General features: G+C 46.3%; 22 protein-coding genes. 11 read left to right on the top strand and 11 right to left on the bottom strand.

Features of this window, described 5'->3' with window-relative positions:
* Positions 1 to 16: 16 nt before the first annotated feature.
* Entirely contained in the window at positions 17 to 1,111 is a 1,095-nt protein-coding gene (locus GWR56_RS00860; protein ID WP_162429312.1) for an AI-2E family transporter, read from the bottom strand.
* Between the two features lie 185 nt (positions 1,112 to 1,296).
* Here GWR56_RS00860 and GWR56_RS20525 point away from each other — a divergent pair, with 185 nt between their 5' ends.
* A complete protein-coding gene (locus GWR56_RS20525) occupies positions 1,297 to 1,470 on the top strand; it encodes a DUF6496 domain-containing protein (protein ID WP_183551407.1) in 174 nt (57 codons plus the stop codon).
* A 76-nt stretch (positions 1,471 to 1,546) separates the two neighbouring features.
* On the opposite strand, the gene GWR56_RS00865 is transcribed toward GWR56_RS20525, so the two are convergent.
* From GWR56_RS00865 to dapA, 7 genes are all read right to left on the bottom strand, one after another.
* Positions 1,547 to 2,059: a hypothetical protein gene (locus GWR56_RS00865; protein WP_162429313.1), complete on the bottom strand. Its 513-nt coding sequence runs from the start codon at positions 2,057 to 2,059 to the stop codon at positions 1,547 to 1,549.
* 15 nt (positions 2,060 to 2,074) lie between these two features.
* Positions 2,075 to 3,067, bottom strand: a complete 993-nt coding sequence (locus tag GWR56_RS00870; protein WP_162429314.1) for a Gfo/Idh/MocA family protein — start codon at positions 3,065 to 3,067, stop codon at positions 2,075 to 2,077.
* Between the two features lie 13 nt (positions 3,068 to 3,080).
* A complete protein-coding gene (ligA, locus tag GWR56_RS00875) occupies positions 3,081 to 5,087 on the bottom strand; it encodes an NAD-dependent DNA ligase LigA (RefSeq protein WP_162429315.1) in 2,007 nt (668 codons plus the stop codon).
* 93 nt (positions 5,088 to 5,180) lie between these two features.
* On the bottom strand, positions 5,181 to 6,029 hold the full coding sequence (locus tag GWR56_RS00880; RefSeq protein ID WP_162429316.1) for an endonuclease/exonuclease/phosphatase family protein: 849 nt from the start codon (positions 6,027 to 6,029) through the stop codon (positions 5,181 to 5,183).
* 132 nt (positions 6,030 to 6,161) lie between these two features.
* Entirely contained in the window at positions 6,162 to 8,225 is a 2,064-nt protein-coding gene (locus GWR56_RS00885) for a hypothetical protein (protein ID WP_162429317.1), read from the bottom strand.
* Between the two features lie 85 nt (positions 8,226 to 8,310).
* Positions 8,311 to 8,553 carry a DUF3253 domain-containing protein gene (locus tag GWR56_RS00890; RefSeq protein WP_162429318.1) on the bottom strand — a complete coding sequence of 81 codons (243 nt, stop codon included), beginning with the start codon at positions 8,551 to 8,553 and terminating at the stop codon, positions 8,311 to 8,313.
* 149 nt (positions 8,554 to 8,702) lie between these two features.
* Positions 8,703 to 9,584, bottom strand: a complete 882-nt coding sequence (gene dapA / locus GWR56_RS00895) for a 4-hydroxy-tetrahydrodipicolinate synthase (protein ID WP_162429319.1) — start codon at positions 9,582 to 9,584, stop codon at positions 8,703 to 8,705.
* A gap of 44 nt (positions 9,585 to 9,628) precedes the next feature.
* Here dapA and GWR56_RS00900 point away from each other — a divergent pair, with 44 nt between their 5' ends.
* Entirely contained in the window at positions 9,629 to 9,766 is a 138-nt protein-coding gene (locus GWR56_RS00900; protein WP_162429320.1) for a hypothetical protein, read from the top strand.
* Between the two features lie 10 nt (positions 9,767 to 9,776).
* Here the strand turns inward: GWR56_RS00900 and GWR56_RS00905 are convergent, their stop codons facing one another.
* A complete protein-coding gene (locus tag GWR56_RS00905; protein ID WP_162429321.1) occupies positions 9,777 to 11,615 on the bottom strand; it encodes a UbiD family decarboxylase in 1,839 nt (612 codons plus the stop codon).
* A 50-nt stretch (positions 11,616 to 11,665) separates the two neighbouring features.
* Between GWR56_RS00905 and GWR56_RS00910 the strand changes: the two genes are divergently transcribed.
* The 3 genes from GWR56_RS00910 to dctA all read left to right on the top strand — a co-directional run bounded on the left by GWR56_RS00910 (position 11,666) and on the right by dctA (position 14,392).
* Positions 11,666 to 12,118 carry a hypothetical protein gene (locus GWR56_RS00910; protein ID WP_162429322.1) on the top strand — a complete coding sequence of 151 codons (453 nt, stop codon included), beginning with the start codon at positions 11,666 to 11,668 and terminating at the stop codon, positions 12,116 to 12,118.
* Between the two features lie 89 nt (positions 12,119 to 12,207).
* On the top strand, positions 12,208 to 13,047 hold the full coding sequence (locus GWR56_RS00915; RefSeq protein ID WP_162429323.1) for a sulfite exporter TauE/SafE family protein: 840 nt from the start codon (positions 12,208 to 12,210) through the stop codon (positions 13,045 to 13,047).
* Positions 13,048 to 13,150: 103 nt separating this feature from the next.
* Positions 13,151 to 14,392 (top strand): C4-dicarboxylate transporter DctA, encoded by a 1,242-nt coding sequence (gene dctA / locus GWR56_RS00920; protein WP_162429324.1) that lies wholly within the window; start codon positions 13,151 to 13,153, stop codon positions 14,390 to 14,392.
* A gap of 4 nt (positions 14,393 to 14,396) precedes the next feature.
* Here dctA and GWR56_RS00925 read toward each other — a convergent pair whose 3' ends face one another.
* The gene (locus tag GWR56_RS00925) at positions 14,397 to 15,167 is read right to left on the bottom strand and encodes a carboxypeptidase-like regulatory domain-containing protein (protein ID WP_162429325.1); all 771 of its coding nucleotides are present in this window, start codon (positions 15,165 to 15,167) and stop codon (positions 14,397 to 14,399) included.
* Between the two features lie 182 nt (positions 15,168 to 15,349).
* Here GWR56_RS00925 and sucD point away from each other — a divergent pair, with 182 nt between their 5' ends.
* The 6 genes from sucD (at position 15,350) to GWR56_RS00955 (ending at position 23,105) form a co-directional block, all read left to right on the top strand.
* The gene (gene sucD / locus GWR56_RS00930) at positions 15,350 to 16,225 is read left to right on the top strand and encodes a succinate--CoA ligase subunit alpha (protein WP_162429326.1); all 876 of its coding nucleotides are present in this window, start codon (positions 15,350 to 15,352) and stop codon (positions 16,223 to 16,225) included.
* A 234-nt stretch (positions 16,226 to 16,459) separates the two neighbouring features.
* A complete protein-coding gene (locus GWR56_RS00935; RefSeq protein ID WP_162429327.1) occupies positions 16,460 to 17,980 on the top strand; it encodes a serine hydrolase in 1,521 nt (506 codons plus the stop codon).
* Between the two features lie 230 nt (positions 17,981 to 18,210).
* A complete protein-coding gene (locus GWR56_RS00940; RefSeq protein WP_162429328.1) occupies positions 18,211 to 18,585 on the top strand; it encodes a methionine-R-sulfoxide reductase in 375 nt (124 codons plus the stop codon).
* A 670-nt stretch (positions 18,586 to 19,255) separates the two neighbouring features.
* Complete coding sequence (locus tag GWR56_RS00945; protein WP_162429329.1) at positions 19,256 to 20,230, top strand: ribonucleoside-diphosphate reductase small subunit; 975 nt, start codon at positions 19,256 to 19,258, stop codon at positions 20,228 to 20,230.
* 135 nt (positions 20,231 to 20,365) lie between these two features.
* Entirely contained in the window at positions 20,366 to 22,741 is a 2,376-nt protein-coding gene (locus GWR56_RS00950; RefSeq protein WP_162429330.1) for a ribonucleoside-diphosphate reductase subunit alpha, read from the top strand.
* A gap of 157 nt (positions 22,742 to 22,898) precedes the next feature.
* Positions 22,899 to 23,105 (top strand): cysteine-rich CWC family protein, encoded by a 207-nt coding sequence (locus tag GWR56_RS00955; protein ID WP_162429331.1) that lies wholly within the window; start codon positions 22,899 to 22,901, stop codon positions 23,103 to 23,105.
* Positions 23,106 to 23,725: 620 nt separating this feature from the next.
* Here the strand turns inward: GWR56_RS00955 and GWR56_RS00960 are convergent.
* Positions 23,726 to 24,064 (bottom strand): hypothetical protein, encoded by a 339-nt coding sequence (locus GWR56_RS00960; protein ID WP_162429332.1) that lies wholly within the window; start codon positions 24,062 to 24,064, stop codon positions 23,726 to 23,728.
* Positions 24,065 to 24,143: the final 79 nt, after the last annotated feature.

Consider the following 24,143-nt stretch of genomic DNA (forward strand, 5'->3'; position numbering starts at 1 on the left):
ATCTCCGATTATTACATCACTCTGTTTTCATTTTCCTTTGCGCAGTTTCCTTATACTCGTAATCGCCGCCAAGCAGGTAGCCCCATGGCTTAAGGCTTTCTATCCTATCGAATATTATTTTAAAAATGGCGATAGTTGGTATAGATAAGAACATGCCCGACAGACCCCATATCATTTCGCCGATAACAATGCCGATGAATGAGATAAGCGCATTAAGCCGCACCTTTGAGCCCACCACCGCAGGCAGCAAAAAATTAGCATCAACTATGTGTATGCCTATTGTACATGCAGCCACGGTAAGCGTTTGGCTTATAGTACCGGTGGCAAACGTTACAACAGTACTTAGCAACAAAGCACTAAAGATGCCGATGTAAGGTATAATATTAAACACACCTACAATAATCCCCAGCAAGGCGGCATACTTTATACCAATAATATAAAAAACTGTAATGGCCATGCCTGCTACAATAACCATTTCTATAAGTAATCCTAAAATGTATTGCCGCAGTATTCTTTGTACGTTCTCTACTATATCAACTACAATTTGCCTGTTCTCGTCGCTGAAAACCCAGGTAATGAAGCGGAACAACAGGCGCCTGTAAAACAGTATAAAAAACGTAAATATCAATATAAATACATAGAACAGCACAAGCGACGATACCGCGCCGAAAGTGGTACCCAGAACCGCAGTACCCGATGCCATAATTTTGTCGGCAGCGCTATTCACATAGGTTATTTGTTTATGTCCGTTAATATGGAACGTATTTTGAACCCAGTCTGACAGGTTATTCACAGACTCTTTTACCTGGCTCTGCAGCATAGGCCAATCATTAGCGATATTAGAGATTTGAGCTCCTATCAGGTACATGATACTACCTACAAAGCCCACCAGCAGCAGTATAGAAATAAAGGATGATGCGCTGCGTGGTAACCTGCACTTTTTTTCGAAGAAGTTTGAAACAGGCAGCAGCAACACGGCAAACAAAAACCCGAATATCATAGGGTCTATCAGCTCCTTGGCCATTACCACCAGGTAACCCAACACACAAAGGCCTATAAGTATAAGGGCCAATCTTTCGTAAAACGGAGCAATAAGTTTTTTTGCAGGCATACAGGTATTACGTTTCAATGCTCAACATACATATATTTTATATGTTTCAATAGCAATGTAAATGTGCAACAATTTTCAGGCTTTACAATGTTTTATGTGCCGTCTTTAAATGTTATGCGTAACCTTTGCTGGTATCATTTTGGCAAGCACTTTGCTATAAATTATAGTATAAAAAACATACTACCATGGCAAAATATTCAGAAAAAGCGGGCGAAAAGGTGGAAAAAACCATGCACGAGATGAAAGAAGGTAAGTTAAAAAGCGGCAGCGGTAAAAAAGTTACCAGTAAGAAGCAAGCTGTCGCGATAGGTTTATCTGAAGCCCGGAAAGAAGGTGCTAAGGTGCCTAAGAAAAAATAACATTGATCTTCAAATACAAAAGCCGTCTCAAAAAATTAGACGGCTTTTGTATTTGAAAATAGTATCGCTACTGAGCTTAATTGCTTTCGAAGGTTTGGCTTACCCACGATTCCAATTTATTGTTCTTATCCAGTTCAATTAACCGTTCTATATCGCCGTCGCGCTTATGGGTTGGCTCCATATTATATTTCGCTATCACTGCCCTTAAAGCAACCATGTTGGCTTTTGTTTTATCAAAATCGGCCTTGTGCTGTATCGCGTATTTAGAAAATTGTGCCATATAGATAAATCCAAGCTGCGGATTTGCATCCGAAAGATCCATAATCACCTGTTTCAGTTCGATTACAACATCCGGCGTACCCTGGGCCCATACCAAAAGAAATTGAGTCGCCGCTTCAGTTTTAGCAGGCTCGGCCCCCCATGGCGTTTTCATCAGCCAGTCTGCAGTTTTAACAATCTCTCCCTCGTATTTAGTATAATCTTCGTGGTTATTAAAATGATAATCTTTAGGCGCTTCATAACTTTGCGCCCAAGTTTTCACACCTCCTAATAAGGTAAGAGCCAAAACGGTTGTTAAAATCTTTTTCATGCTATTGCGCTGATGCTAAGATAATTCTAATTTCTGAGAGATAGTGAACGAATCCATCACTTTCATCAAAACTACAGCTTCGTCAATAGTGCACGGGTTTGGGCCTTCACCTTTAAAGTATGATACTATTTTGGTGATCATAGGCTGCTGAATATGCTCGGGGTGCGTAAAGTTTACCGTTTCCTCCCCTTCGTCGGTCTTACAGGTTACAAACGTGCCAAAAAACGGGAAGGTGATCTTTCCTTTCGTGCCGATGATCTCGCAACTGTCAACTGCTTCGCTTTTTGCGACATTGAAGCACCACGAGCCGTTAACCACCACATTGTTTTTGAATACAATATGCCCGCAAACATGGTCATCAGCCGGACTAAAGCCGGCCTGGTTTAAGCTGGAACCAGTTGAATATTTAGGCTCGCCGAAATAATAAAGCATCAGATCTAACTGGTGGGGGGCCAGGTCATGAAAATACCCGCCGCCGGATAGTTCTGGCTGTAGCCGCCAGTTTGGTGGCGCGTTCTCCGCCAGCTTAGGCCGCGGATATTGCCACATCCTTATCTGCACGGTTCTGATATCGCCTATAGCGCCGCTGTCTATTAAGCCTTTTACGTGTAAAAACATAGGCAGGGCGCGGCGGTAATGCGCTACTGTAAGCTTTGCGCCGCTTTGGTTAACGGCATCAGCCATTTGCTGTGCTTCGCCGGCGTTGCGGGTAACCGGTTTTTCCACATACACATTAAGGCCCTTTTTAATCGCCCGCAAAGCATATTCCAGGTGTGATGCAGGGGGTGTGGCTATCGATACGGAATTTACTTCAGGGTCGTTCATTAGGTCCTCAGCATCGCTGTACCATTTATCAACATGGTGGCGTTGGGCGTAGTCGGCGGCTTTTTCGGCATCGCGGCGCATTACGGCCACCAGTTTGCTGCCGGCAATTTTATTGTATGCCTGCCCGCTCTTTTTTTCGGTTACGTTACCGCAGCCTATTATACCCCATTTAATTGTAGCCATTTATAAAATATTTTTAGCTGATCATCGCCAGCAATTCGTCATCACTGATTATCGGAATGTTTAATTTATTAGCCTTTTCCAGTTTGGCAGGGCCCATATTTTCGCCGGCCACCAGGTAGCTTAGCTTGGCAGAAATACTGCTCAATATTTTGCCGCCGTTCTGTTCTATGATATCCTTCAATTCATCGCGCGAGAACTTTTCGAACGTACCTGATATTATAAAGTTTTGCCCGCTTAGCTTATCGCTTGCCAGGGTCAATTCTTTTTCCTCGGCCACAAACTGCAAGCCGCTGGCCTTTAATCTCTCAATTTCCTGCCGGTGATCTGCGTCCGCAAAGTAATCGGTGATACTTTCGGCAATACGGCCACCTATCTCCTCGGCAGCCATGAGTTCATCGGCATTGGCCGCCATCAGCTTATCTATGGTTTTGAAATGAGCTACCAGTTTTTTGGCAACGGTTTCGCCAACGTAACGTATTCCCAGGCCAAAAAGCACCTTTTCAAATGGCTGCTGCTTTGATTTTTCGATACCATCCAGCATGTTGTTAATGGATTGTTCGCCAAAGCGGTCCATTTGCTTTAACTCGTCAATGTGATCCTGCAGATGATAAAGGTCGCTTATATGCCGTATAAAACCGCGGTTATACAGTGTATTGATGGTTTCGTCGCCCAAGCCGTCGATATTCATGGCCTTACGTCCAATAAAGTGCTGCATTCTGCCTACAATTTGCGGCGGGCAGCCTTCATCATTGGGGCAGTACCAGGCGGCTTCGCCTTCGGTGCGCAATAGTTTAGTATCGCAGGCGGGGCAATGGGTTATGTATTCAATGGCCTTTGCGCCATGTTTGCGTTTATCAAGGTTTACACTGATAATTTTGGGAATGATCTCGCCGCCCTTTTCCACGTAAACGGTATCGTGCTCGTGCAGTTTAAGGCGCTCGGTAATTTCGTCGGCGTTGTGCAGGGTGGCGCGTTTTACTGTGGTACCTGCCAGCAATACCGGTTTTAAATTGGCAACCGGCGTAACAGCACCGGTACGGCCTACCTGGTAAGTAACGGCAAGCAGCTCGGTCTCAACTCTTTCTGCCTTAAATTTATAAGATATGGCCCAGCGCGGAGATTTGGCGGTATAGCCAAGCTCCTGCTGCTGCGAATAATTGTTTACTTTAATGACTATGCCATCAATGTCATAACTCAGGTTATGGCGCTCGGTATCCCAATGAGCTATAAAATCTAACACACCGTTGATATCTTTTACCAGGCGGCTATGATTATCTACATGAAAGCCCCAGCCTTTAACAGCTTCCAGGCTTTCCCAATGCGTTTTAAATAAGGACCTCTCGGTATACAGGCCGTACAGAAAGCAATCCAGCGGGCGGCGGGCAACCTCGGCCGAGTCCTGTAATTTTATAGTGCCCGATGCAAAGTTGCGCGGATTAGCGTACGGTACTTCGCCGTTATCAACACGCTCTTTGTTTAGCCTTTCAAATGCTTTTAAGTGCATAAACACCTCGCCGCGTATCTCAAACAGATCGGGATAATCGCCCTCCCCCAGTTTTTTCGGGATGCTATGTATCGTGCGTACATTGGTGGTTACCTCATCCCCCTGGGTGCCGTCGCCACGGGTAACAGCACGTGCCAGCTTGCCTTGTTCATAAGTAAGGCTCATAGACAAACCGTCGAACTTCAATTCGCACACATACTCAAAATTATCGCCGATGGCCTTACGTATGCGCTGGTCAAAATCTACCAGTTCCTGCTCGTTATAGGTGTTGCCTAACGATAACATTGGCCAGCGGTGCTTAACCGTCACAAACTCCTTGGTGATATCGCCGCCCACCACCTGTGTAGGCGATTCCGGATCGGCAAATTCTGGAAATTGCTTTTCCAGTTCGTTTAAATACTCCAGCTTTTTGTCGAATTCGTAATCAGAAATAGTAGGCATGGCCAGCACATAATAATTATAAGTGTGCTGTTTCAGTTCGGCAGTGAGGGCCTTAATTTGCTCTTTGGGCGACATGTAACGAAGATAATTTTTTTAGTTCATAGTTGATGGTTCATAGTTCATAGCTGCTGATTTTTTTACCATGATCTATGAACTATGATCTATCACCTACTTAACAACTTCCATTATAGCTACTACCGGATAATGGTCTGACGGAGCGCGGCCATGGTAGGTATTAGTTAATATCCCGTAGCGTTTTACTTTAAACTGTTTGGTCACAAAAATATGGTCGATACGTTTATCACCTGCGGTAGTAACATCAAAAGCATTAAAAGTATTGTTTGGCGCCAGTTTTACAGGAGCCAGTACGTAACTATCTTTTAGTAATCCGGAATTATTTATAACCGCGTAACTATCTGATGTTTGATCTACGTTAAAGTCGCCGGTAAGGATGGTTGGCATGTTCCCCGCCATCTGCCTGATCTTCGCAAGTACCAGTTTAGCACTTTCCTGGCGGGCAACCACGCCTATATGGTCCATGTGCAGGTTAAAGAAATAAAAGGCAAACCCTGTTTTTAACTCCTTAAACTGCGCCCAGGTGCAAATACGCGGCAGCGCCGCATCCCAGCCTGTATTAGGCCTATCAGTAATGGTCGACATCCAGAAGTTACCTGTTTTTAATATTTTAAACCTGTCGGCTTTATAAAAAATAGCCGAGTGTTCGCCGCCGTGCTTGCCATCATCACGGCCGGCACCTACCCATTTGTAGCCGGGCAGGCTATCGGTTAACTCCACCAACTGATGATACTTGGCTTCCTGCGTACCAAAAATATCCAGGTCCTGGAATTGTATCAGCTTGGCTGCCCAGGGGAAACGCTGCCCCCAGCCATTGCCCGCGGTGGAGTCGCCTTTATTAGAGTAACGCAGGTTATATGTACCTATGTTTAATTGTTGAGCATGAACCAATGAAGCTGTTATGGTCAACAGCAGAAAGATGAGCGTTAATTTTATCTTCATAATAGATGTATTGATGTGCAAGTATAGCAAACTATGTTAACCGGGGCGAAAACAGCAGGTAAAAATCTTGTTCCAATTGGCGGGAATCACAAAGAACCGCACACTACTCTCCAATCAACTAATCACCACTCTCTAAACCTCCCCTTCGCGTTTTCTCAGGAACCATTCGGTGCTTAGCAGCAGCAGTATCAGTACAAAAACCCACCATACATCAATCAGGTCGCTGTAACGCTTATCTTCATAAACCACGGTTTTAATGTTTTCGTTCTTGCGGATCAGGTCGGCAAGTTTATTTAGTTGCGATGGCAGTAACATTTGTCCGCCCGATCGTGTGGCCATATCGCGCAGTAGCCGGTGGTTGGCGGTGCTTTGGCGTGCTTCCAGGTTTAGCTGTTTAACGGTTAATTGCCCGTTTGCCGCAAATTGTTGTTTACCAATGGTAGTTGTGGCCTGATAAGTGTAATCCCCAACCGGCAAAGTGCCTGCATTTAGCTGGTAACCTTGCCCGCTACGGGTAAACAGGAAGCTGTAATTTTTTCCCGATCGGCTTTTCAGGTTTATCTTCACATCGGGCGTGTTGATCAGTTCCAATGCGTCGTTGTATAATTCTGCATTCAGCAACACATTCTCGCCTTCGTCAAAAACATTTTTTGACGCGTACACCCTAAACCGCTGACGGTTGGTGTTGGCCGTTAGGTATTGTATCGTTTGGCTTAAGAGTTCCTCAATGGCGTGGTGATTGCCATATTCGCGGTATTCGGCCAGTTGCCAGCGCCACAAACCTTCTCCGGTAAGCACAGCCAGCCTGCGCCCGCCTTCGTCATTAAAGGCCAGCAGCGGATAATTGGTTTCTACGTTGCCTATCTTTTGCTTCAACAGCACCAATGCGGTTGGTGAGGCTGTATAGCTGCCAAATTGCCCAACCAATGGGGGCATTTTGCTTAGTTTGAAGCGTGTTGAATCAGTCAGCGTAAAAGCCGCAAATGTGCTTACGGGCACGGCGAAGGTTTCCTGTATTTGCTGCCCATCGGTGTTTGCCTGCACTGTTTTTTGATTGCTGTTAAATGCTTGTATGCCGGCCTGCGTACCCGCTATATGCAACACCGGCGTTTTGCTTTGCAACAGGCTTTGCAGTTTGTCATAACTATTGGCAGAAAGCTGGTACAGTATAGCCAGTGTATATTCACCCATTTTTGCCGGGGCTGCATCACTTACTAAACTCGTTTTTACCTCGAAATTTTTATTGCTTTCTATAGCCTGTTTAATCACGCTTATATCGGGGTGCGGACTGTCATAAAGCAGCAGTATCTTTTGCCGCGCATCAAGCACATCCACATAAATAGTTTCGTTGTTGTTTTGTACCGATAGCTCATTTTTAACCGGCGCTAAATTAATGGTAAACTTACGGGTACCCTTTTTATCGGCGTTTAATTTCAGCGGTATCACCTTTTTAAACGCTGCCGATGCTATCGCGATGCTTTGTGCGTACACCTGGCGGCCATCTTCAGTTATGGTTAGGCGCATGTTCTCGCCCGCGCTTTGGTAGGCTTCGGCCAGTATTTCCACCTCAAAGTCGTTACCTAAAAACGCGGTTTTATTATAGTTCACATTGCCAATGAGCAGGTCTCGCCGTGGCGTGGTATCGCCCAGGGCAATAGTGTATATATTTGTTTTAATGTTACGGGCTTCGTATTGCGGATCAGCGCCCAGATTATACAGTCCGTCGGTAGCCAGCACCAGCGCGCCTATGTTTTGGTTTACAAAGCGCTCGTTCAACTGGTGCAGGGCTTCTGAAATATCGGTTTGCCTGCCGTTATAAGAATTTGAGAGGCCATCCTTCAGGTCTTTATCGAAATGAAATTCGTGGACTTCGTAACTGTCGCCGAGTTCTGTTTTTAAAGCCTGGCCCCAGTTTGCCGAAAGCGCATTTTTACCAAACAATCTTACCGATTCTGAATTATCCTGCGCTATTAATATTACCGGCTTTTGCGGCTGGTAGCGGGTGGAGCGTACCAAAGGCGATACGATGAGCATCGACAATATAAAAACAACAAGAGCCCTGAGGGCGAATAAGGCGTAGCGCATACGCTTATCCAGTTGCACCGGTTTTCGATACATGAGCCAGGCATAAAGCAAGCCCAGCACCATACAGGCAGGAACCCACCACCCTGAAACCGATCCCCAGGATAACGACATTAGCTTAGTAAGTATTGAGTGGTGAATAGTGAGTTGAGGCACATAACATCCATACCCGCAAAATGCGAAATTATTATGGAATGGGTTAATTAATTTTTATGCGGATAGGGCCCTTAATGTATTCAACATCTACCGGCCGGCCTTTTTGCGTTATAGCAACTTTACCTGCCTTTTGCAAGGTTATTGCTACGTCTCGCACCTCCTGCATATGTTTGCGCCAATTTGTTGGGAATAAGGCCCGGGCAATTTCGCTCGGGCAAACCGTTTTATGAGGTCCGCGCTCAGCAGCCATGGTTAAGATGGTTTGGGAGATGGAGGGGTCAGTCATGATTTTATAACAAGTAAGGCCAGCTTATGCTTGCCTTACTTGTTATTATTCGAGTTATGCCCGATTTACTTCGACGCCTCATTTACAGAGTGCACACCGCAGGCAAATTCTTGGGAAGAGCCCCCGAACAAACTTAAGATGACCGGTGGTTATTTCCCTATAAGTCCTATCTGGTTCTTTATCTTCTCAACAGCATCGGCGCTAACTGGCACCAATGGTAAGCGCAAAGTTTCACCGCAAACGCCCAAAGTTTTTAAGGCCGATTTTACACCTGCCGGGCTGCCCTCGGCAAACATCAGGCGGGTAAACTCTATCATGCTGTAATGAGCCGCGTGTGCGCCTTTAAAATCACCTTTAAGGCATTTACGTATCATATTGCTGAACTGCTTTGGCAGCGCATTGCCTACAACAGATATTACGCCAACGGCGCCCATTGCTATCATCGGCAGGCTTATCGGGTCATCACCGGATATTACCAGAAAGTCTTCCGGTTTATCGCGAAATAACTGATTAAGCAACTCAAAACTACCCGATGCTTCTTTTATACCGATGATATTCTTAAAATCATTGGCCAGCCTAACGGTGGTTTCGGCACTTACCGATGTACCTGTACGGCTGGGTACATTGTATAATATAATAGGGAGCGGTGCAGCTTCGGCAATGGCCTTATAGTGCTGATAAATACCTTCTTGTGTTGGCTTATTATAATGCGGGCTTGCCGATAGTATGGCATCATAGCCGGTGGTATCAAAAGCTTTTATATCCTCAACCACATCCAGTGTATTGTTGCCTGCTATGCCGGCTATCAATCCTACACGCTTATTCACGGCTTTGGCAGTAAAGGAAAATACCTGCTTCTTCTCTTCCTTACTTAATGTGGCGCTCTCGCCGGTTGTACCAAGTGATACCAGGTATTCTACCCCGCCATCAATCAGGTGATCTATCAGCTTTTGCAACGCATCATAGTCTACCTGTCCATCTGCCTGAAAAGGAGTGACCATTGCAACTCCTGTTCCGTGAAATTTGTTCATGTGCCTGAATGTTATAAGGCTGCTAAGATAATTAAAATGTGCAGATGTGTAGATATGCAAATGTGCAGACCGCCAAAAACCATCTCATTGCGAGGAGCGATAGCGGCGCGGTGATCACCGGTACTTTAGCGAACTTTTCTATCGAAGATTGCCACGCTACGCTCGCAATGACGCTTAATTAACCAGGAAGGCTTATATCACCCCGTGCAGCGCCCCACCCTTTTCGCCCATTTTATCCACCAGCTTTTCAACTGCCGGGTCGCGTTCCAGCACCGGGGCGTGATGTGGTTTTATGCGGGCATCTATAATGAGCGGACCGTTACAGCCCCAATGCTTATGCTCTGTAAAGCTGTTGATGCCGTAAATATCATGGCTTGGGTTGCTGCGGGTAAAGGTTACCCACACAAAGTTATTGAGGTTTTGCGCGGTAAAGGCAGCATCGTCGCATAAAACCATCAGCGGCAATCCGCTTAATTCGGTTTCGCCAAGATGCTCCTGTAATATCTCCAGCATTAAAGGCATATCGCTTGCGCGGATGTTTTTTGGTACTTCAACCGCCAATACACCCGGCATTACCATTTTGTAATTCACAAACGGCCTTGGCAGCGTAAACAACGATGGCCATTCGTTCCAAAGTTCCCGCTTTATATCGCCGGCAACGGTAATGGCAACTTTGCTGCCGCTGTTTAGCCCCTCGCCGCTGTAATCAAGCGTATCAATGGTGGTGCGGGTATGAAAATGTAGGTCGCGGGTAAGATCCATGCGCTGCAGGATATGTTTCATAAAGCCGCCGATGTCATTCACATCCAGGTCGGGGTTATCCTCTTTTGCGGCGATAAACAGGTATTTAGCCAGGCTTAGCTGCCCCTTGCCTAAAATGTGGTTGGCAATGGTAATGATCTCCTGCGGATAGCGCTCTTTTACATATGGCGTGTAACGCTCGCTGCCGATGGCAAACAAAAGCGGATGCACCCCGGCGGCATCAACCGCGTTAACGGCATGCAGGCCGGGTATCTCTTTAGGCAGGGCATTGCCGGTAATATCATGGATCAAAGCGCCGAAGCTGGTATCCTCCTGCGGCGGCCTGCCCACTACCGTAAACGACCAGATGGCATCCTTGCGGTGATAAACATTATGTACTTTCATCAGCGGGAAGGGGTGCTTTAGGCTATAATAACCTAAGTGATCGCCAAAGGGCCCTTCGGGCTTATTCTCCATCGGCATAACAGTGCCGGTTATCACAAAGTCGGCATCGGCCGAAATACAAAAACCCTCATCATCGTAAAAATATCGGAAACGGCGGTTACCCAATGCACCGCCGAAGGTCATTTCAGATAAACCTTCGGGCAGGGGCATAACAGCAGCCACAGGGTGCGCCGGCGGGCCGCCTACAAATATGCTTACCTTTAAAGGCTGGCCTTTTGCATTGGCCTTGGTTTGGTGCACGCCAATACCCCGGTGCAGCTGGTAGTGCAGACCGATCTCTTTGTCCTGCACGTAATCGTTACCCGCCAGTTGGATACGGTACATACCCAGGTTGGCATGCATGATCCCGGGCATATCAGCATCTTCGGTATATACCTGCGGCATGGTTACAAAGGGGCCGCCGTCCATCGGCCAGTTCACTATTTGCGGCAGCTGGTTTATCAGGGTTTTGCCAAAATTAATGGGCGCGCCCTTCCCAACTTTCATGGGCATAGCCGATAGCGCAGTCAAGGCGGTGTTGGCATACTTAAAAGGATGCTTTATGGCTTTTATAGGGTCGTTTTTGAGGTCGATCAGGGCCTTTATTTTATCCAGCGTATCCCTGAAAATAAACCGCGACCTATCCAGCGTGCCAAACAAATTTGATACCGCCGGAAACTTACTCCCCTTCACATTTTCGAACAAAATTGCGGGTCCTTCGTGCTCAAATACACGCAGGTGAATGGCCGCCATCTGCAGGTACGGATCAACTTCGTCCTTTATGCGGATAAGGTGACCGTTCCTTTCCAGATCGGTGATGCAGGCTTGTAAACTATTGTATCCCATTTAGCCCCAAAGATATTATACATTTTAATGTTTTTGGCGATATTTAGCTTATGAAACCACTTATAGTTTTGCTGGCCGTGTTTGCCGTAAGCTGCCTGGCTACTTTTGTGGCAGGCCACCCGGCAGATTATTATTTTTGCGGCAGGCTGGCCATGGGCATAATGCTGGTGTTTACAGCAACCGCGCATTTTAAATTCACCAAAGGCATGGTACTAATGCTACCTGCTTTTGTACCGTTTAAAAAGGCCGTTATCTACATAACCGGATATATAGAGATATTGGCCGGGATAGGCTTGCTGGTTAAAGCAGTGCGCGGGCCGGTAGCTTTGTTTGTTATTTTCTTTTTGGTGATACTGTTGCCTGCCAATATCCATGCGGCCCAAAACAAAGTGAACCTTGAGAAACCCGATACCTGCGGAAATGGCTTGAAGTATCTCTGGTTCCGGATACCGCTGCAATTATTTTTTATTGCCTGGGTGTACTATTTTGGGGTGATACACTGATCTTAAAATAAGTTAGACGATAGATTTACTTCCTTTTTATCATTAAAAAAGTTATATTACTTTTACGGTTCAAATCAACTGAACGCCGTATGTCGGTACTTGTTTTCACTGTAATTATACTTATTGGGGCCTATTTTGCCGGACTGCTTGGCTCATTAACCGGGCTTGGCGGCGGGGTGGTAATTATACCCTTACTTACGCTTTTATTGGGCGTTAACATCCATTATGCCATCGGCGCCTCGCTGGTTTCGGTTATCGCCACTTCGTCGGGCTCGGCAGCAGCGTATGTAAAAGAAGGTATCACCAACATACGGCTGGGCATGTTCCTTGAAATTGCCACCACTATTGGGGCGCTCACAGGTGCGCTGGTAGCGGTATATATCCCTACCCAATATATAGCCATATTATTTGGCGTGATACTGATACTATCGGCACTAATGTCGTTACGGAAAAAGGCCGAAAGCATTATCTCGAAGCCTACCTATCTTGCTGCAAAACTAAAGCTATACGGCAGTTACCCTAACGGTAATGGCGAACAAATTGAGTACGGTGTTACCCATGTTGGCGGAGGCTTTTTTATGATGCTTTTTGCAGGTACCATATCCGGCTTGCTGGGCATTGGCTCGGGGGCTTTAAAGGTTATAGCTATGGATACCATCATGAAGATCCCTTTTAAGGTATCAACCACCACCAGTAATTTTATGATAGGCGTTACTGCCGCGGCCAGCGCGGTGGTTTATCTGCAAAGAGGGTACATCGATCCGGCCATATCCATGCCGGTTGTAATAGGCGTTTTACTGGGCGCCATTACCGGGTCGAAAATACTGGTGCATACCAAATCGTCGCGGTGGCTGCGGTGGGTGTTTGCCATAGTGGTTACCTTTTTAGCCGGGCAAATGATCTACAACGGCATCACGGGGAAATTGTAATTGTTGGGTGGAGAGCGGTGAATAGTTGCAATATCCTATATTTAAATTTTCTATTTAATTTGTAAACGCTCACCAATAAACCATTCACCACTCACCAGCCGCAATGAAACGCCTTATCACTAATTTAACTTTTCAGGTAATTGTTGCCATTATATTAGGTGTGCTTGTGGGCCTGTATTTCAAAGGCTTTGCGCCAACGGCGCAACTGATCAGTAAGGTATTTATCAGCCTGATCACCATGCTGATCGCCCCTATTATCTTCTTCACCATTGTACTGGGTATTGCCGGCATGAGCGATATGAAAAAGGTAGGCCGAGTAGGCGGTAAGGCCTTGCTGTATTTTGAGCTGGTTACCACACTGGCCCTGATTATTGGTGTAACCGTTGCCAATGTATTGAAACCCGGCGCTAACTTTATCAATAACCATGTTAAGGCAGATGTAAGCAAGCTCGCGGTGTACGAGAAGGCTGCGTCTGAAATGAAATGGGGCGATTTTATCGCCCATATTGTGCCTGCTAACGCTTTCGAGGCGTTTGCCAAAGGCGATATTTTGCAGATACTCTTCTTTGCCATATTATTCGGTTTCGGTTTAAGCCGGATGGGTGCTGCGGGCGAATCAGTGATCACGTTGTTTGATAAGCTGTCCAAAGTTTTTTTTAACATTATGCGGATAGTGATGAAAGTGGCCCCTATTGGCGCTTTCGGCGGGATGGCATATACCATAAGCACCTACGGCCTGGCCACGCTTAAGCCGCTGGCCCTACTAATGGGGTCGGTTTACATTACCATGTTCGTGTTCATATTTGTGGTATTGAATATTATAAGTTACCTGTTCAAATTCAGTTTGTGGCAGTACCTTAAACACATTAAGGAGGAAATCCTTATCGTGCTGGGTACTTCGTCATCAGAATCGGCACTGCCGGGGATGATGGAAAAGCTGGAAAAATTTGGTTGCTCAAAATCGGTAGTAGGCCTGGTTATCCCCGCAGGATATTCCTTTAACCTGGATGGCACTACCATTTACTTATCTATGGCTACCATATTTTTAGCGCAGGTGTTTAAGATAGATCTTTCGATAGAGCAGCAATTAACTATTATCGGCATCCTCATGATCACCTCAAAAGGCGCAGCAGGTGTTACCGGCAGTGGTTTTATCGTGCTTACCTCAACACTGGCGGCCATTAAAATAATCCCGGTTGAAGGTGTGGCTATCCTGCTTGGGGTCGACCGCTTTATGAGCGAAGCCCGGGCAATAACCAATGTAATAGGTAATGGTGTGGCAACTATCGTAGTGGCAAAGAGCGAAAAGGAGTTTACCCCCCGGCCCCCTGAAGGGGGAGCTTAAAAGCTTAGTCTATTTTCGCCGTATCTACTTTAAACTCCGGCTTGGTTATCTTATCCTTTGCAGGTTTCTCTTTAAATTTCCTGAAGCTGTCTTTGATATAAAATATCAGGTTGTAATCCGTCATGGCATCTATCTGTGCGGGGGTGGGGCGGTATTCATTCATAAAATCGTCCAGCGTATCGCCTTGCAGCCCCGTTATCCCGCCTGCCAGTTTCCGGGTAAAGCGCTGGTTGGTATGGTCTTCCCGCTCGTACCGCAGCATAGTTTGCTGCAGCCGGTACTGCGTGGTCTTCTTTTTAGTGAGCGATTTAAACAGCGACAACACATCTATGGTAACAAAGGCAAAGGGCACATTTACGGTAGTTGGCCGCATAATTTCAGTAAAGGCGGGCCCTTTAAATGCAAACTCTTTGGCAAACTGCTTGCGGTTGTTCGTGCTATCGCGCAGGTAATTGCGTTTAGCTAAAATGGCTACCTCGTTCAGCCTGATCGAAGCTGTTTCCAGTTCTATCAGCTTTAACTTACCACTCCACGGACTAACTGGCAGCGTATAAGTTTTATAGCCCATTGTTTTTATGCGCAGCGTATCGATGACTTTTGTTATCCTCAGCGTAAATGCGCCCTGCTCGTTGGTCATGGTGTTGGTGGTTGATGCCGATACAATAACATATTCAACCGGGTTGCGCGTTTTTTTATCGATAACAAAACCTGTTACCAGTTGCGCACTCGCGTTGATGCAAAGGAGTAACAGTGTGGCAGATAGCAGGTATTTCATGCGGCAGTTAAATATACGGGTATAATAGCGCTGTAAAATTGATTTAACACATTTTAACAAGGACGCACTGCAGTAAATATCCCGTCAACTGATAACCCAAATGTAATTTTTGAAAATTTAACCCATTAGCAGGATTGAGGGCGAAATTTTTTTTAGCTTTGCCCTACAAAAATCAAAAGCCGATGAGCGTTCTCGTAAATAAAAATTCTAAAGTTATAGTACAGGGTTTTACCGGTAAAGAAGGCACTTACCATGCCGAGCAGATGATTGCCTATGGCACACAAGTGGTTGGTGGTGTAACACCAGGCAAAGGTGGCCAAAGCCATCTGGACAGGCCGGTTTTTAACACCGTTAAAGATGCGGTTGACCAAACCGGTGCTGATGTATCTATTATTTTTGTACCCCCTGCTTTTGGCGCTGATGCTATTATGGAGGCCGCCGAAGCCGGCATAAAGGTTATTGTATGTATTACCGAAGGCATCCCTACAAAGGATATGATTGCGGTAAAAGAATACTTAACTGATAAGGATAGCCGCTTGATTGGCCCCAACTGCCCGGGCATTATCACCGCAGATGAAAGCAAAATTGGCATTATGCCGGGTTTTATCTTCAAAAAAGGTAATGTTGGTGTGGTTTCAAAATCAGGCACGCTTACTTACGAGGCGGTTGACCAGGTTGTTAAAGCCGGTTTAGGTATTACTACCGCGATCGGCATCGGGGGTGACCCCATCATTGGTACCCCAACCAAAGAAGCTGTTGAATTATTAATGAACGACCCTGAAACACACGGTATCATTATGATAGGCGAGATTGGGGGCGGAATGGAAGCTGATGCTGCGCGCTGGATAAAAGAAAATGGCACTAAACCAGTTGTTGGTTTTATTGCCGGCCAAACAGCGCCTCCGGGCCGCCGTATGGGCCACGCAGGTGCTATTGTTGGCGGTGCCGACGATACTGCTGCCGCTAAAATGAAGATCATGCGCGAGTGCGGTATCCGCGTGGTAGAATCACCTGCCGAAATTGGCGCTGCCATGGCAGAAGAATTAGCGAAGAAATAGAGTCAGGACTTAAAGAGTCAGGAATCAGGATAAAAGAAAATCCCGGTCAATTTTTGGCCGGGATTTTTTTATGCCAAATTTGTCATACTGAACCTGGTGAAGCATCTATCGCCGATGTGCACAACGACCATGCATAGTTCGCGAATAGATCCTTCGCTATCGCTCAGGATGACAAAAAAGGTATTCCAAAAAATTCTTAAATTCGGTAAATTCAGGTTCACGCAAATTTACGCTATGAAAAAAAGCCTCACCCTTTTCCTCTTTATATCTACAACAGCTTTCGCTCAATACAGACCGGCCGCTTTTAACGATTCCGACAGGCTTAAAAAGATTGAGGCTACATTCCCGGTAATAGATCAATTGTATAAAGACTACGCGGAAAAGAATCACTGGCCGGGGATGGCCTACGGTATTTTGGTTGATGGTAAACTGGTGCATACCGGCAATACAGGTTATAACGACATTGATGCTAAAACACCGGTGACTTCGCAGTCGGACTTCCGTATCGCCAGCATGACCAAAAGCCTAACCGCAATGGCTATCCTTAAACTTCGCGATGAGGGTAAACTAAAATTGGACGACCCGGCATACCGCTACATCCCCGAGATGAAGAATAATAAATACCTTACTAAAGATGCAACCCCGGTAACCATCCGCCACTTGCTTACCCATTCGGCGGGCTACCCCGAAGATAATCCCTGGGGCGACAGGCAACTGGCCGTGTCTGATGCGCAGCTGATAGATATCTATAAAAAAGGGGTATCGTTTTCCAATAATCCTGGCTATGGGTACGAATACAGCAACCTGGGTTTTGCAACACTGGGCTATATCATTAAAAAGATATCAGGCAAAACGTACGAGCAATACATTACCGATAATATTTTAAACCCCTTGGGCATGACCCATACCTATTGGGAATACACCAAAGTGCCTAAACAGCAACTTGCCCTGGGTTACCGCTGGCTTGATGACAAATGGGTGGAGCAACCCCTGCTGCACGATGGCGCATACGGCGCTATGGGCGGGCTGATAACCACAATTGAAGATTTTAGCAAGTATATGGCCGTGCACATGAACGCCTGGCCCATGCGTGATGATGCCGAGACCGGTCCGGTTAAACGGAGTTCGGTCCGCGAGATGCAGTACCCGTGGGATGTAAGCTATTTAAATGCCAATGCGCGCACCACCACCGGCAGACTTTGCCCAACCGTATCGGCCTATGCCTATGGCCTGCGCTGGGCTAAGGATTGTGATAACCGCGTGTATGTTGGCCATACAGGTGGCTTGCCCGGCTTCGGCAGTAACTGGAACATCCTGCCCGACTATGGCGTGGGCGTAGTTTGCTATGCTAATTTAACTTATGCCAACGCAGGTAGGGCAAATAGCATTGCTTTAGACACCTTACTGGCCTTATCAGGAATTAAGCCCCGCACGCTGCCGGCATCGCAGATACTTACACAGCGCAGGGATGAACTGGTGAAGCTACTGCCCAATTGGGATAACGCGCAAGCGACCGGCATCTTTGCCGACAACTTTTTTATGGATTACTTCCCCGATAAGCTGAAAGCCGAAGCGCTGGATGTTTATGCAAAGGCAGGTAAGGTATTAAGTGTGGGCGAAGTAGTACCCGAGAACAACCTGCGCGGCTATTTTATAATACAGGGCGAAAAGGCGAACATTAAAGTATCATTCACCCTAACACCAGAAAACCCGCCGCTGGTGCAGGAGTACCATATCAGCCCCATAACCCCCTGAAGGGGAACCTGCTTTGTCATGCTGAACGAGAGTGAAGCATCTATCGCCGACATACAAGTTTTCGAATAGATCCTTCGTTCCTCAGGATGACAAATCCCGAATAGTCAAACCTATGTAAACATGCTCCTGCCAAACAAAATTCGCCAGCAAATTGTCGTATATTTATATAGAACGAAGTGAGAGACGAAGCTCAAATCGCTAATTCAATCATCACTAATTCACTATATAAAATGGCATACAATCAATTAACCCCCGAAGAAGAATATATCATATTACATAAAGGTACCGAGCGCCCGTTCACAGGCGAATTGCTGAACAATAAGGCCGAAGGTGTATATGTTTGCAAACGCTGCGACACACCTTTGTACACTTCCGAATCGAAATTTGAGTCGCATTGCGGCTGGCCAAGTTTTGATGACGAGATACCCGGCGCGGTAAGGCGCGAAACCGATGCCGATGGCCGCCGTACCGAAATACTTTGCAGCAATTGCGGGGCGCACCTGGGCCATGTTTTCGAGGGCGAATACCTTACCCCAAAAAATGTAAGGCATTGCGTAAATTCGGTGTCCATGAAATTTGTCCCGGTTGCCGAGCTGAAGAAATAAGCGGCAACCAAGTGGTCTGAAAATTGATCCCTGCGAGGCATAAAAACCTGGCAGGGGTTTTTCTTTTTCCACATGTGATTTTATTAAAAAACACGGTGGGTTTTGGCAGGTTTTCGGCGTGCGAAAACGGCCTTTCCAGGGCCTTTTACCTTAAGTATTCCGCTGAGTTTTAGGGCTGTTAGAAACATGTTTATATCCTGCAAGTGTTTCCTGATTTTTATTTATGGCTTATCAAATATGTGATTAAAAAGATCATAAAGTGTTGTTTCCTAATCGCTTGAATTTTTTGTCATCACATAATAATTTTAACACCATTAAATAATTTGTGGACAACTTATAGGTGATGTTAAAAACTTAGACTAACATGCAATTACATGTTGCCCTATCTTTGAAGTACAAGTTCTTTTAACGCTATCTATGTTATCGATATTTCTATCATAACAGAAAAGAAAGACCATGATAAAACATGGGCTAATGTGCAACTAAAAATAGTTAAGAAACGATTAGTGCGGGGGTGTAAAAGCGAGTAAAATAAACGCGAAAAAACAAGTTTTCGCCTTTGAAAATGAAACTCGCGTGGTACACCTGTCTATTGTCGGCTCGGTACAAAAGCGGTTTCATAGATACGTTAACAGGGAAAGAATTTAAAAAATATAATATATACGTCGTCATGCAAGAGGAAACCGAATTACTTTTAAAGGAGAACAAAGACCGCTTTGTGATCCTCCCCATTAAGTACCCCGCTATTTGGGAAATGTATAAAAAAGCCGAAGCCAGTTTCTGGACAGCCGAGGAGATAGACCTGTCGGACGACATGAAGCACTGGGAGAACTTAACCCCTGGTGAAAAACATTTTATATCGCATATCCTGGCGTTTTTTGCAGCAAGCGACGGAATTGTAAACGAAAACCTGGCCATCAATTTCATGAGCGAGGTGCAGCTGCCCGAGGCACGTTGCTTCTACGGTTTCCAGATCATGATGGAGAATATCCACTCAGAAACTTACGCCCTGTTAATAGATACCTACGTTAAAGACCCGGCGGAAAAAGACCGCCTGTTCCACGCTATCGAGACAGTGCCTTGTGTAGGCAAAAAAGCCGAATGGGCTTTAAAATGGATAAATAACGGCACATTTGCCGAGCGCCTGGTTGCCTTTGCAGCTGTAGAGGGTATCTTTTTCAGCGGCAGCTTCTGCTCTATCTTCTGGTTTAAAAAACGTGGCCTGATGCCGGGCCTTACCTTTAGTAACGAGCTGATATCGCGCGACGAAGGTTCGCACTGCGAGTTTGCCTGCCTGCTATATGGTATGCTGCAAAATAAACTATCAACCGAGGCAGCTACCAAAATTATTACCGATGCGGTTGAGATAGAAAAAGAATTTGTGAACGATGCCTTACCGGTAAGCCTGATAGGTATGAACGCTAAAATGATGAGCCAGTATATCGAGTTTGTGGCCGACAGGTGGCTGGCCGAACTGGGTTACCCTAAGGTTTACAATGTATCATGTCCGTTTGATTTTATGGAGATGATAAGCCTGCAGGGTAAAACCAACTTTTTTGAGAAGCGCGTTGGCGACTACCAAAAAAGCGGCGTAATGAACAGCACTGCCGAGAGCAAAGCGTTCTCGCTCGATGAGGATTTTTAAGGATTGAAACCTGAAAAAACTCGAAAAAATTAAAGAAAATTCGAGAAAATTCGGGGTGATTTATCTGAAATATTAAACTAACTAATTAAAATAAAATACCCCTGCCGGGTTGGCAGGGAATAAGGAGGTGGCAAAATGTTCGTAGTAAAAAGAGACGGAAGAAAAGAGTCGGTAAAGTTCGACAAGATCACGGCACGGATTGAAAAACTGTGCTATGGGTTTAACCTGGTTGACCCAATTGATGTGGCAAAAAAAGTAATTGAAGGTTTGTTTGATGGTGTTACAACCTCCGAACTGGATAACCTTGCAGCCGAGACGGCGGCATCGTTAACCACCAAGCACCCCGACTATGCTTTGCTTGCATCGCGTATAGCGGTATCAAACTTGCACAAGAACACCACCAAATCGTTCTCTGAAACCATGAAACGTATGTATGAGTACGTTGACAAAAAAACAGGTAAAAATGCCGCTTTACTGGCCGATGATGTTTACGAGGTGATTATGGCCAATGCCGATATCCTGGATAGCAGCATTATTTACGACCGCGACTTTGGTTTTGATTACTTCGGTTTTAAAACACTCGAAAAATCGTACCTGTTGAAAATAGACGGTAAAATTGCCGAGCGCCCGCAGCACCTGTTTATGCGCGTATCGGTAGGTATCCATAAGGATGACATCGAAAGCGCTATCAAAACCTACAACCTGATGAGCGAGCGCTGGTTTACCCATGCTACGCCAACGTTATTTAACGCGGGCACACCAAAACCGCAGATGTCATCATGCTTTTTGCTGACCATGAAGGACGACAGCATCGAGGGTATTTACGATACACTTAAACAAACCGCCAAGATCTCACAAAGCGCGGGTGGTATTGGTTTAAGCATCCACAATGTAAGGGCTACAGGCTCGTACATCAGTGGCACAAACGGCACCAGCAACGGTATCATACCGATGCTGAAAGTATTTAACGATACCGCACGTTATGTTGACCAGGGCGGCGGCAAGCGTAAAGGCGCCTTTGCTATTTACCTGGAGCCATGGCATGCAGATATATTTGAGTTCCTTGACCTGCGTAAAAACCACGGTAAGGAAGAAATGCGTGCGCGCGACCTGTTCTATGCCCTTTGGGTATCTGACCTGTTTATGCGCCGTGTAGAGGCCAACGAAGAGTGGACCCTGTTTTGCCCGCACGAAGCACCGGGCCTGGCCGATTGCCACGGTAAGGAGTTTGAAGAACTTTACGAGCGTTATGAGAAAGAAGGCCGTGGCCGTAAAACCATTAAAGCGCAGGAGCTATGGTTTGCCGTGCTTGATGCACAGGTTGAAACCGGTACACCATACCTGCTGTATAAAGATGCCGCCAACGTGAAATCAAACCAGCAAAACCTGGGCACCATAAAAAGCTCGAACCTGTGTACCGAAATTATGGAGTACACTTCTGATAAGGAAGTTGCGGTTTGTAACCTGGCATCATTAGCGTTACCTCGTTATGTGATCAATGGCGAGTTTGACCATGCTAAACTATACGAGGTAACTTACCAGGCTACCATAAACCTTAACAAGATAATTGATAACAACTACTACCCGGTTGAAGAAGCGCGCTATTCAAACCTGCGCCACCGCCCTATTGGGTTAGGTGTACAAGGTTTGGCCGATGCCTTTATTTTGCTGCGCTTACCGTTTGAGAGCGATGAAGCAAAACAACTGAACAAAGAGATCTTCGAGACCATTTACTTTGCTGCCATGACGGCTTCAAAAGACCTGGCCATTAAAGACGGCGCTTACGATACCTTTAAAGGGTCGCCATTATCTGAAGGTAAGTTCCAGTTTGACCTTTGGGACGTAAAACCTGCCAGCACCCGTTGGGACTGGGATAACCTGCGCCTTGACGTAATGAACCATGGCGTACGCAACTCGCTGTTAGTAGCGCCGATGCCAACCGCATCAACATCGCAGATATTGGGTAATAACGAGTGCTTTGAGCCATATACCTCAAACATTTACACCCGCCGTGTATTAAGCGGTGAGTTTGTAATAGTGAACAAACACCTGTTGCGCGACCTTGTTGACCGTGGTTTATGGACCAACAACATGAAAGACAGGATTATCAGCGCCAATGGTTCTATCCAGGACATTGCCGAGATACCTGCAGATATCAAGGAACTGTACAAAACTGTTTGGGAAATTAAGATGCGTAACATTATAGATATGGCTGCCGACCGGGGCGCTTATATCTGCCAGTCGCAATCGTTAAACCTGTTCATTAACTCGCCAAATGCTTCAAAACTGACTTCGATGCACTTCTACGCATGGAAGAAAGGCTTAAAAACAGGTATGTACTACCTGCGCACACAAGCGGCATCGCAAGCGGTTAAATTTACTGTTGAGAACCAGGGCGGCGGCAAAAACATGGAAGCCGTTATACCCGAAGTTGTTGCCGACAGCAACGACGAGATACCGGCAGGCCCAACCTGTTCAATGGAAGAAGGTTGTGTTACCTGCTCTGCATAAATAGCCTAATACTACATAGATTATAAGTAGTCGGAAAGTCAGAAAGTCCGCATAAGTCCGAAAGTTAAAGATGTTTTCTCATCTTTGCTTTCGGACTTTTTTATTACAAGAATATCTTCCGGACTTTCGGTCTTTCCCGACTTCCGGACTCAAAACAATGCTCATCTCGCCCAAACACGAAATACTCTATTGCGACCGCTGCCGGGCACCTTTTGAATGTAAAGCAAATTCATTCACCAAGTGCCAGTGTAGTACCGTGCAGCTTACCATTAACGAGGTGCAGTACGTAAGCGAGCTATACGACGGCTGCCTGTGCGCCAATTGCCTGCTGGAGTTGCAGAAGGAGTATCAGGAAGGATTGTAACATAGCTAAAAAGCAGAGGCCCTGTGCGATCCCTCCCAGCGGGAGGGTGGCGGGAGGGGTTTAATAAAGCAGACTAACCCCTCCCGCCACCGCTCATGCCATCCGCGCCCCTCCCCAAGGAGGGAATTATGATCTGCCAACATAAGGGCGGAAAAATTAGAAAAGCAGGGACTGCGCGATTCCTTCCCAACTGGAGGGTGCAGGGAGGGGTTTAATAAAGCGGACTACCCCTCCCCGCCAACGCTCATGCCATCCGCGCCCCTCCCCAAGGAGGGATTATGATCTGCCAACATAAGGGTGGGAAAAGTAGCACAGCAAGGGCCTGTGAGGTTTCCTCCCAACGGGAGGGTGTAGGGAGGGGTTTAATAAAGCGGACTAACCCCTCCCGCCAATACAAGCCCCCCCGCACCCCTTCCCAAGGAGGGAATTATGATCTGCCAACATAAGGGCGGGAAAAGTAGCATAGCAGAGGCCGTGTGCGATTCCCTCCCAACGGGAGGGTGTAGGGAGGGGTTTAATAAAGCGGACTAACCCCTCCCGCCAATACAAGCACCCCTGCAGCCGCACTGCCTTTCGCGCCCCTCTCAAGAAGGGAACGGCGCTGGGAGTGTATCTTACACTTACAGTTTATCCTTTACATACACCTCGCCCTTATAAGGCTCAATTACCGAGTGGAAACTGTAGCCGGCAACGTGCAGCAGGTAATAGGTCATGATATCGCACCAGCAGATCTCGTCATGAAACATAGGCACTTTGGGGAACGTGCCTTCCTGTTTGCTTTCTTCTTTGTTGTAGTTGTACTCACCATCGTGCTTGCGTATCCATTCTTTAAACAGGTCCATCTCTGATGGTTCGGAGAAAACGATCTTGAAAAAGGTTTCTTCGGTAACGTCCTTCAGGTCGTCGTTCATGTAATGGTGATACTTATGGCGGTGGCGGATGATCTTTGCGGTTAACATGTTGTTGTGCTATTGTGTATTAGCCTAACAACAAAATTGGGCAAGCGTTTGAGGCGAGGCAAATTTTGTTTGCTTTACT

It is taken from the genome of Mucilaginibacter sp. 14171R-50 (genome assembly GCF_010093045.1).
In the GTDB taxonomy this organism is placed as follows: domain Bacteria; phylum Bacteroidota; class Bacteroidia; order Sphingobacteriales; family Sphingobacteriaceae; genus Mucilaginibacter.

What these genes read in the sequence shown, in the direction of transcription:
- GWR56_RS00945 (WP_162429329.1), top strand. Translation starts at nt 19,256, where the DNA reads ATGCAAGAGGAAACCGAATTACTTTTAAAGGAGAACAAAGACCGCTTT.
- GWR56_RS00950 (WP_162429330.1), top strand. Translation starts at nt 20,366, where the DNA reads ATGTTCGTAGTAAAAAGAGACGGAAGAAAAGAGTCGGTAAAGTTCGAC.
- GWR56_RS00870 (WP_162429314.1), bottom strand. Translation starts at nt 3,067, where the DNA reads ATGGCTACAATTAAATGGGGTATAATAGGCTGCGGTAACGTAACCGAA.
- GWR56_RS00925 (WP_162429325.1), bottom strand. Translation starts at nt 15,167, where the DNA reads ATGAAATACCTGCTATCTGCCACACTGTTACTCCTTTGCATCAACGCG.
- GWR56_RS00915 (WP_162429323.1), top strand. Translation starts at nt 12,208, where the DNA reads ATGTCGGTACTTGTTTTCACTGTAATTATACTTATTGGGGCCTATTTT.
- GWR56_RS00860 (WP_162429312.1), bottom strand. Translation starts at nt 1,111, where the DNA reads ATGCCTGCAAAAAAACTTATTGCTCCGTTTTACGAAAGATTGGCCCTT.
- dapA (WP_162429319.1), bottom strand. Translation starts at nt 9,584, where the DNA reads ATGAACAAATTTCACGGAACAGGAGTTGCAATGGTCACTCCTTTTCAG.
- GWR56_RS00910 (WP_162429322.1), top strand. Translation starts at nt 11,666, where the DNA reads ATGAAACCACTTATAGTTTTGCTGGCCGTGTTTGCCGTAAGCTGCCTG.
- GWR56_RS00940 (WP_162429328.1), top strand. Translation starts at nt 18,211, where the DNA reads ATGGCATACAATCAATTAACCCCCGAAGAAGAATATATCATATTACAT.
- GWR56_RS00880 (WP_162429316.1), bottom strand. Translation starts at nt 6,029, where the DNA reads ATGAAGATAAAATTAACGCTCATCTTTCTGCTGTTGACCATAACAGCT.
- GWR56_RS00900 (WP_162429320.1), top strand. Translation starts at nt 9,629, where the DNA reads ATGTGTAGATATGCAAATGTGCAGACCGCCAAAAACCATCTCATTGCG.
- sucD (WP_162429326.1), top strand. Translation starts at nt 15,350, where the DNA reads ATGAGCGTTCTCGTAAATAAAAATTCTAAAGTTATAGTACAGGGTTTT.
- GWR56_RS00955 (WP_162429331.1), top strand. Translation starts at nt 22,899, where the DNA reads ATGCTCATCTCGCCCAAACACGAAATACTCTATTGCGACCGCTGCCGG.
- dctA (WP_162429324.1), top strand. Translation starts at nt 13,151, where the DNA reads ATGAAACGCCTTATCACTAATTTAACTTTTCAGGTAATTGTTGCCATT.
- GWR56_RS00935 (WP_162429327.1), top strand. Translation starts at nt 16,460, where the DNA reads ATGAAAAAAAGCCTCACCCTTTTCCTCTTTATATCTACAACAGCTTTC.
- GWR56_RS00890 (WP_162429318.1), bottom strand. Translation starts at nt 8,553, where the DNA reads ATGACTGACCCCTCCATCTCCCAAACCATCTTAACCATGGCTGCTGAG.
- GWR56_RS00905 (WP_162429321.1), bottom strand. Translation starts at nt 11,615, where the DNA reads ATGGGATACAATAGTTTACAAGCCTGCATCACCGATCTGGAAAGGAAC.
- GWR56_RS00885 (WP_162429317.1), bottom strand. Translation starts at nt 8,225, where the DNA reads ATGTCGTTATCCTGGGGATCGGTTTCAGGGTGGTGGGTTCCTGCCTGT.
- GWR56_RS00960 (WP_162429332.1), bottom strand. Translation starts at nt 24,064, where the DNA reads ATGTTAACCGCAAAGATCATCCGCCACCGCCATAAGTATCACCATTAC.
- GWR56_RS00865 (WP_162429313.1), bottom strand. Translation starts at nt 2,059, where the DNA reads ATGAAAAAGATTTTAACAACCGTTTTGGCTCTTACCTTATTAGGAGGT.
- ligA (WP_162429315.1), bottom strand. Translation starts at nt 5,087, where the DNA reads ATGTCGCCCAAAGAGCAAATTAAGGCCCTCACTGCCGAACTGAAACAG.
- GWR56_RS20525 (WP_183551407.1), top strand. Translation starts at nt 1,297, where the DNA reads ATGGCAAAATATTCAGAAAAAGCGGGCGAAAAGGTGGAAAAAACCATG.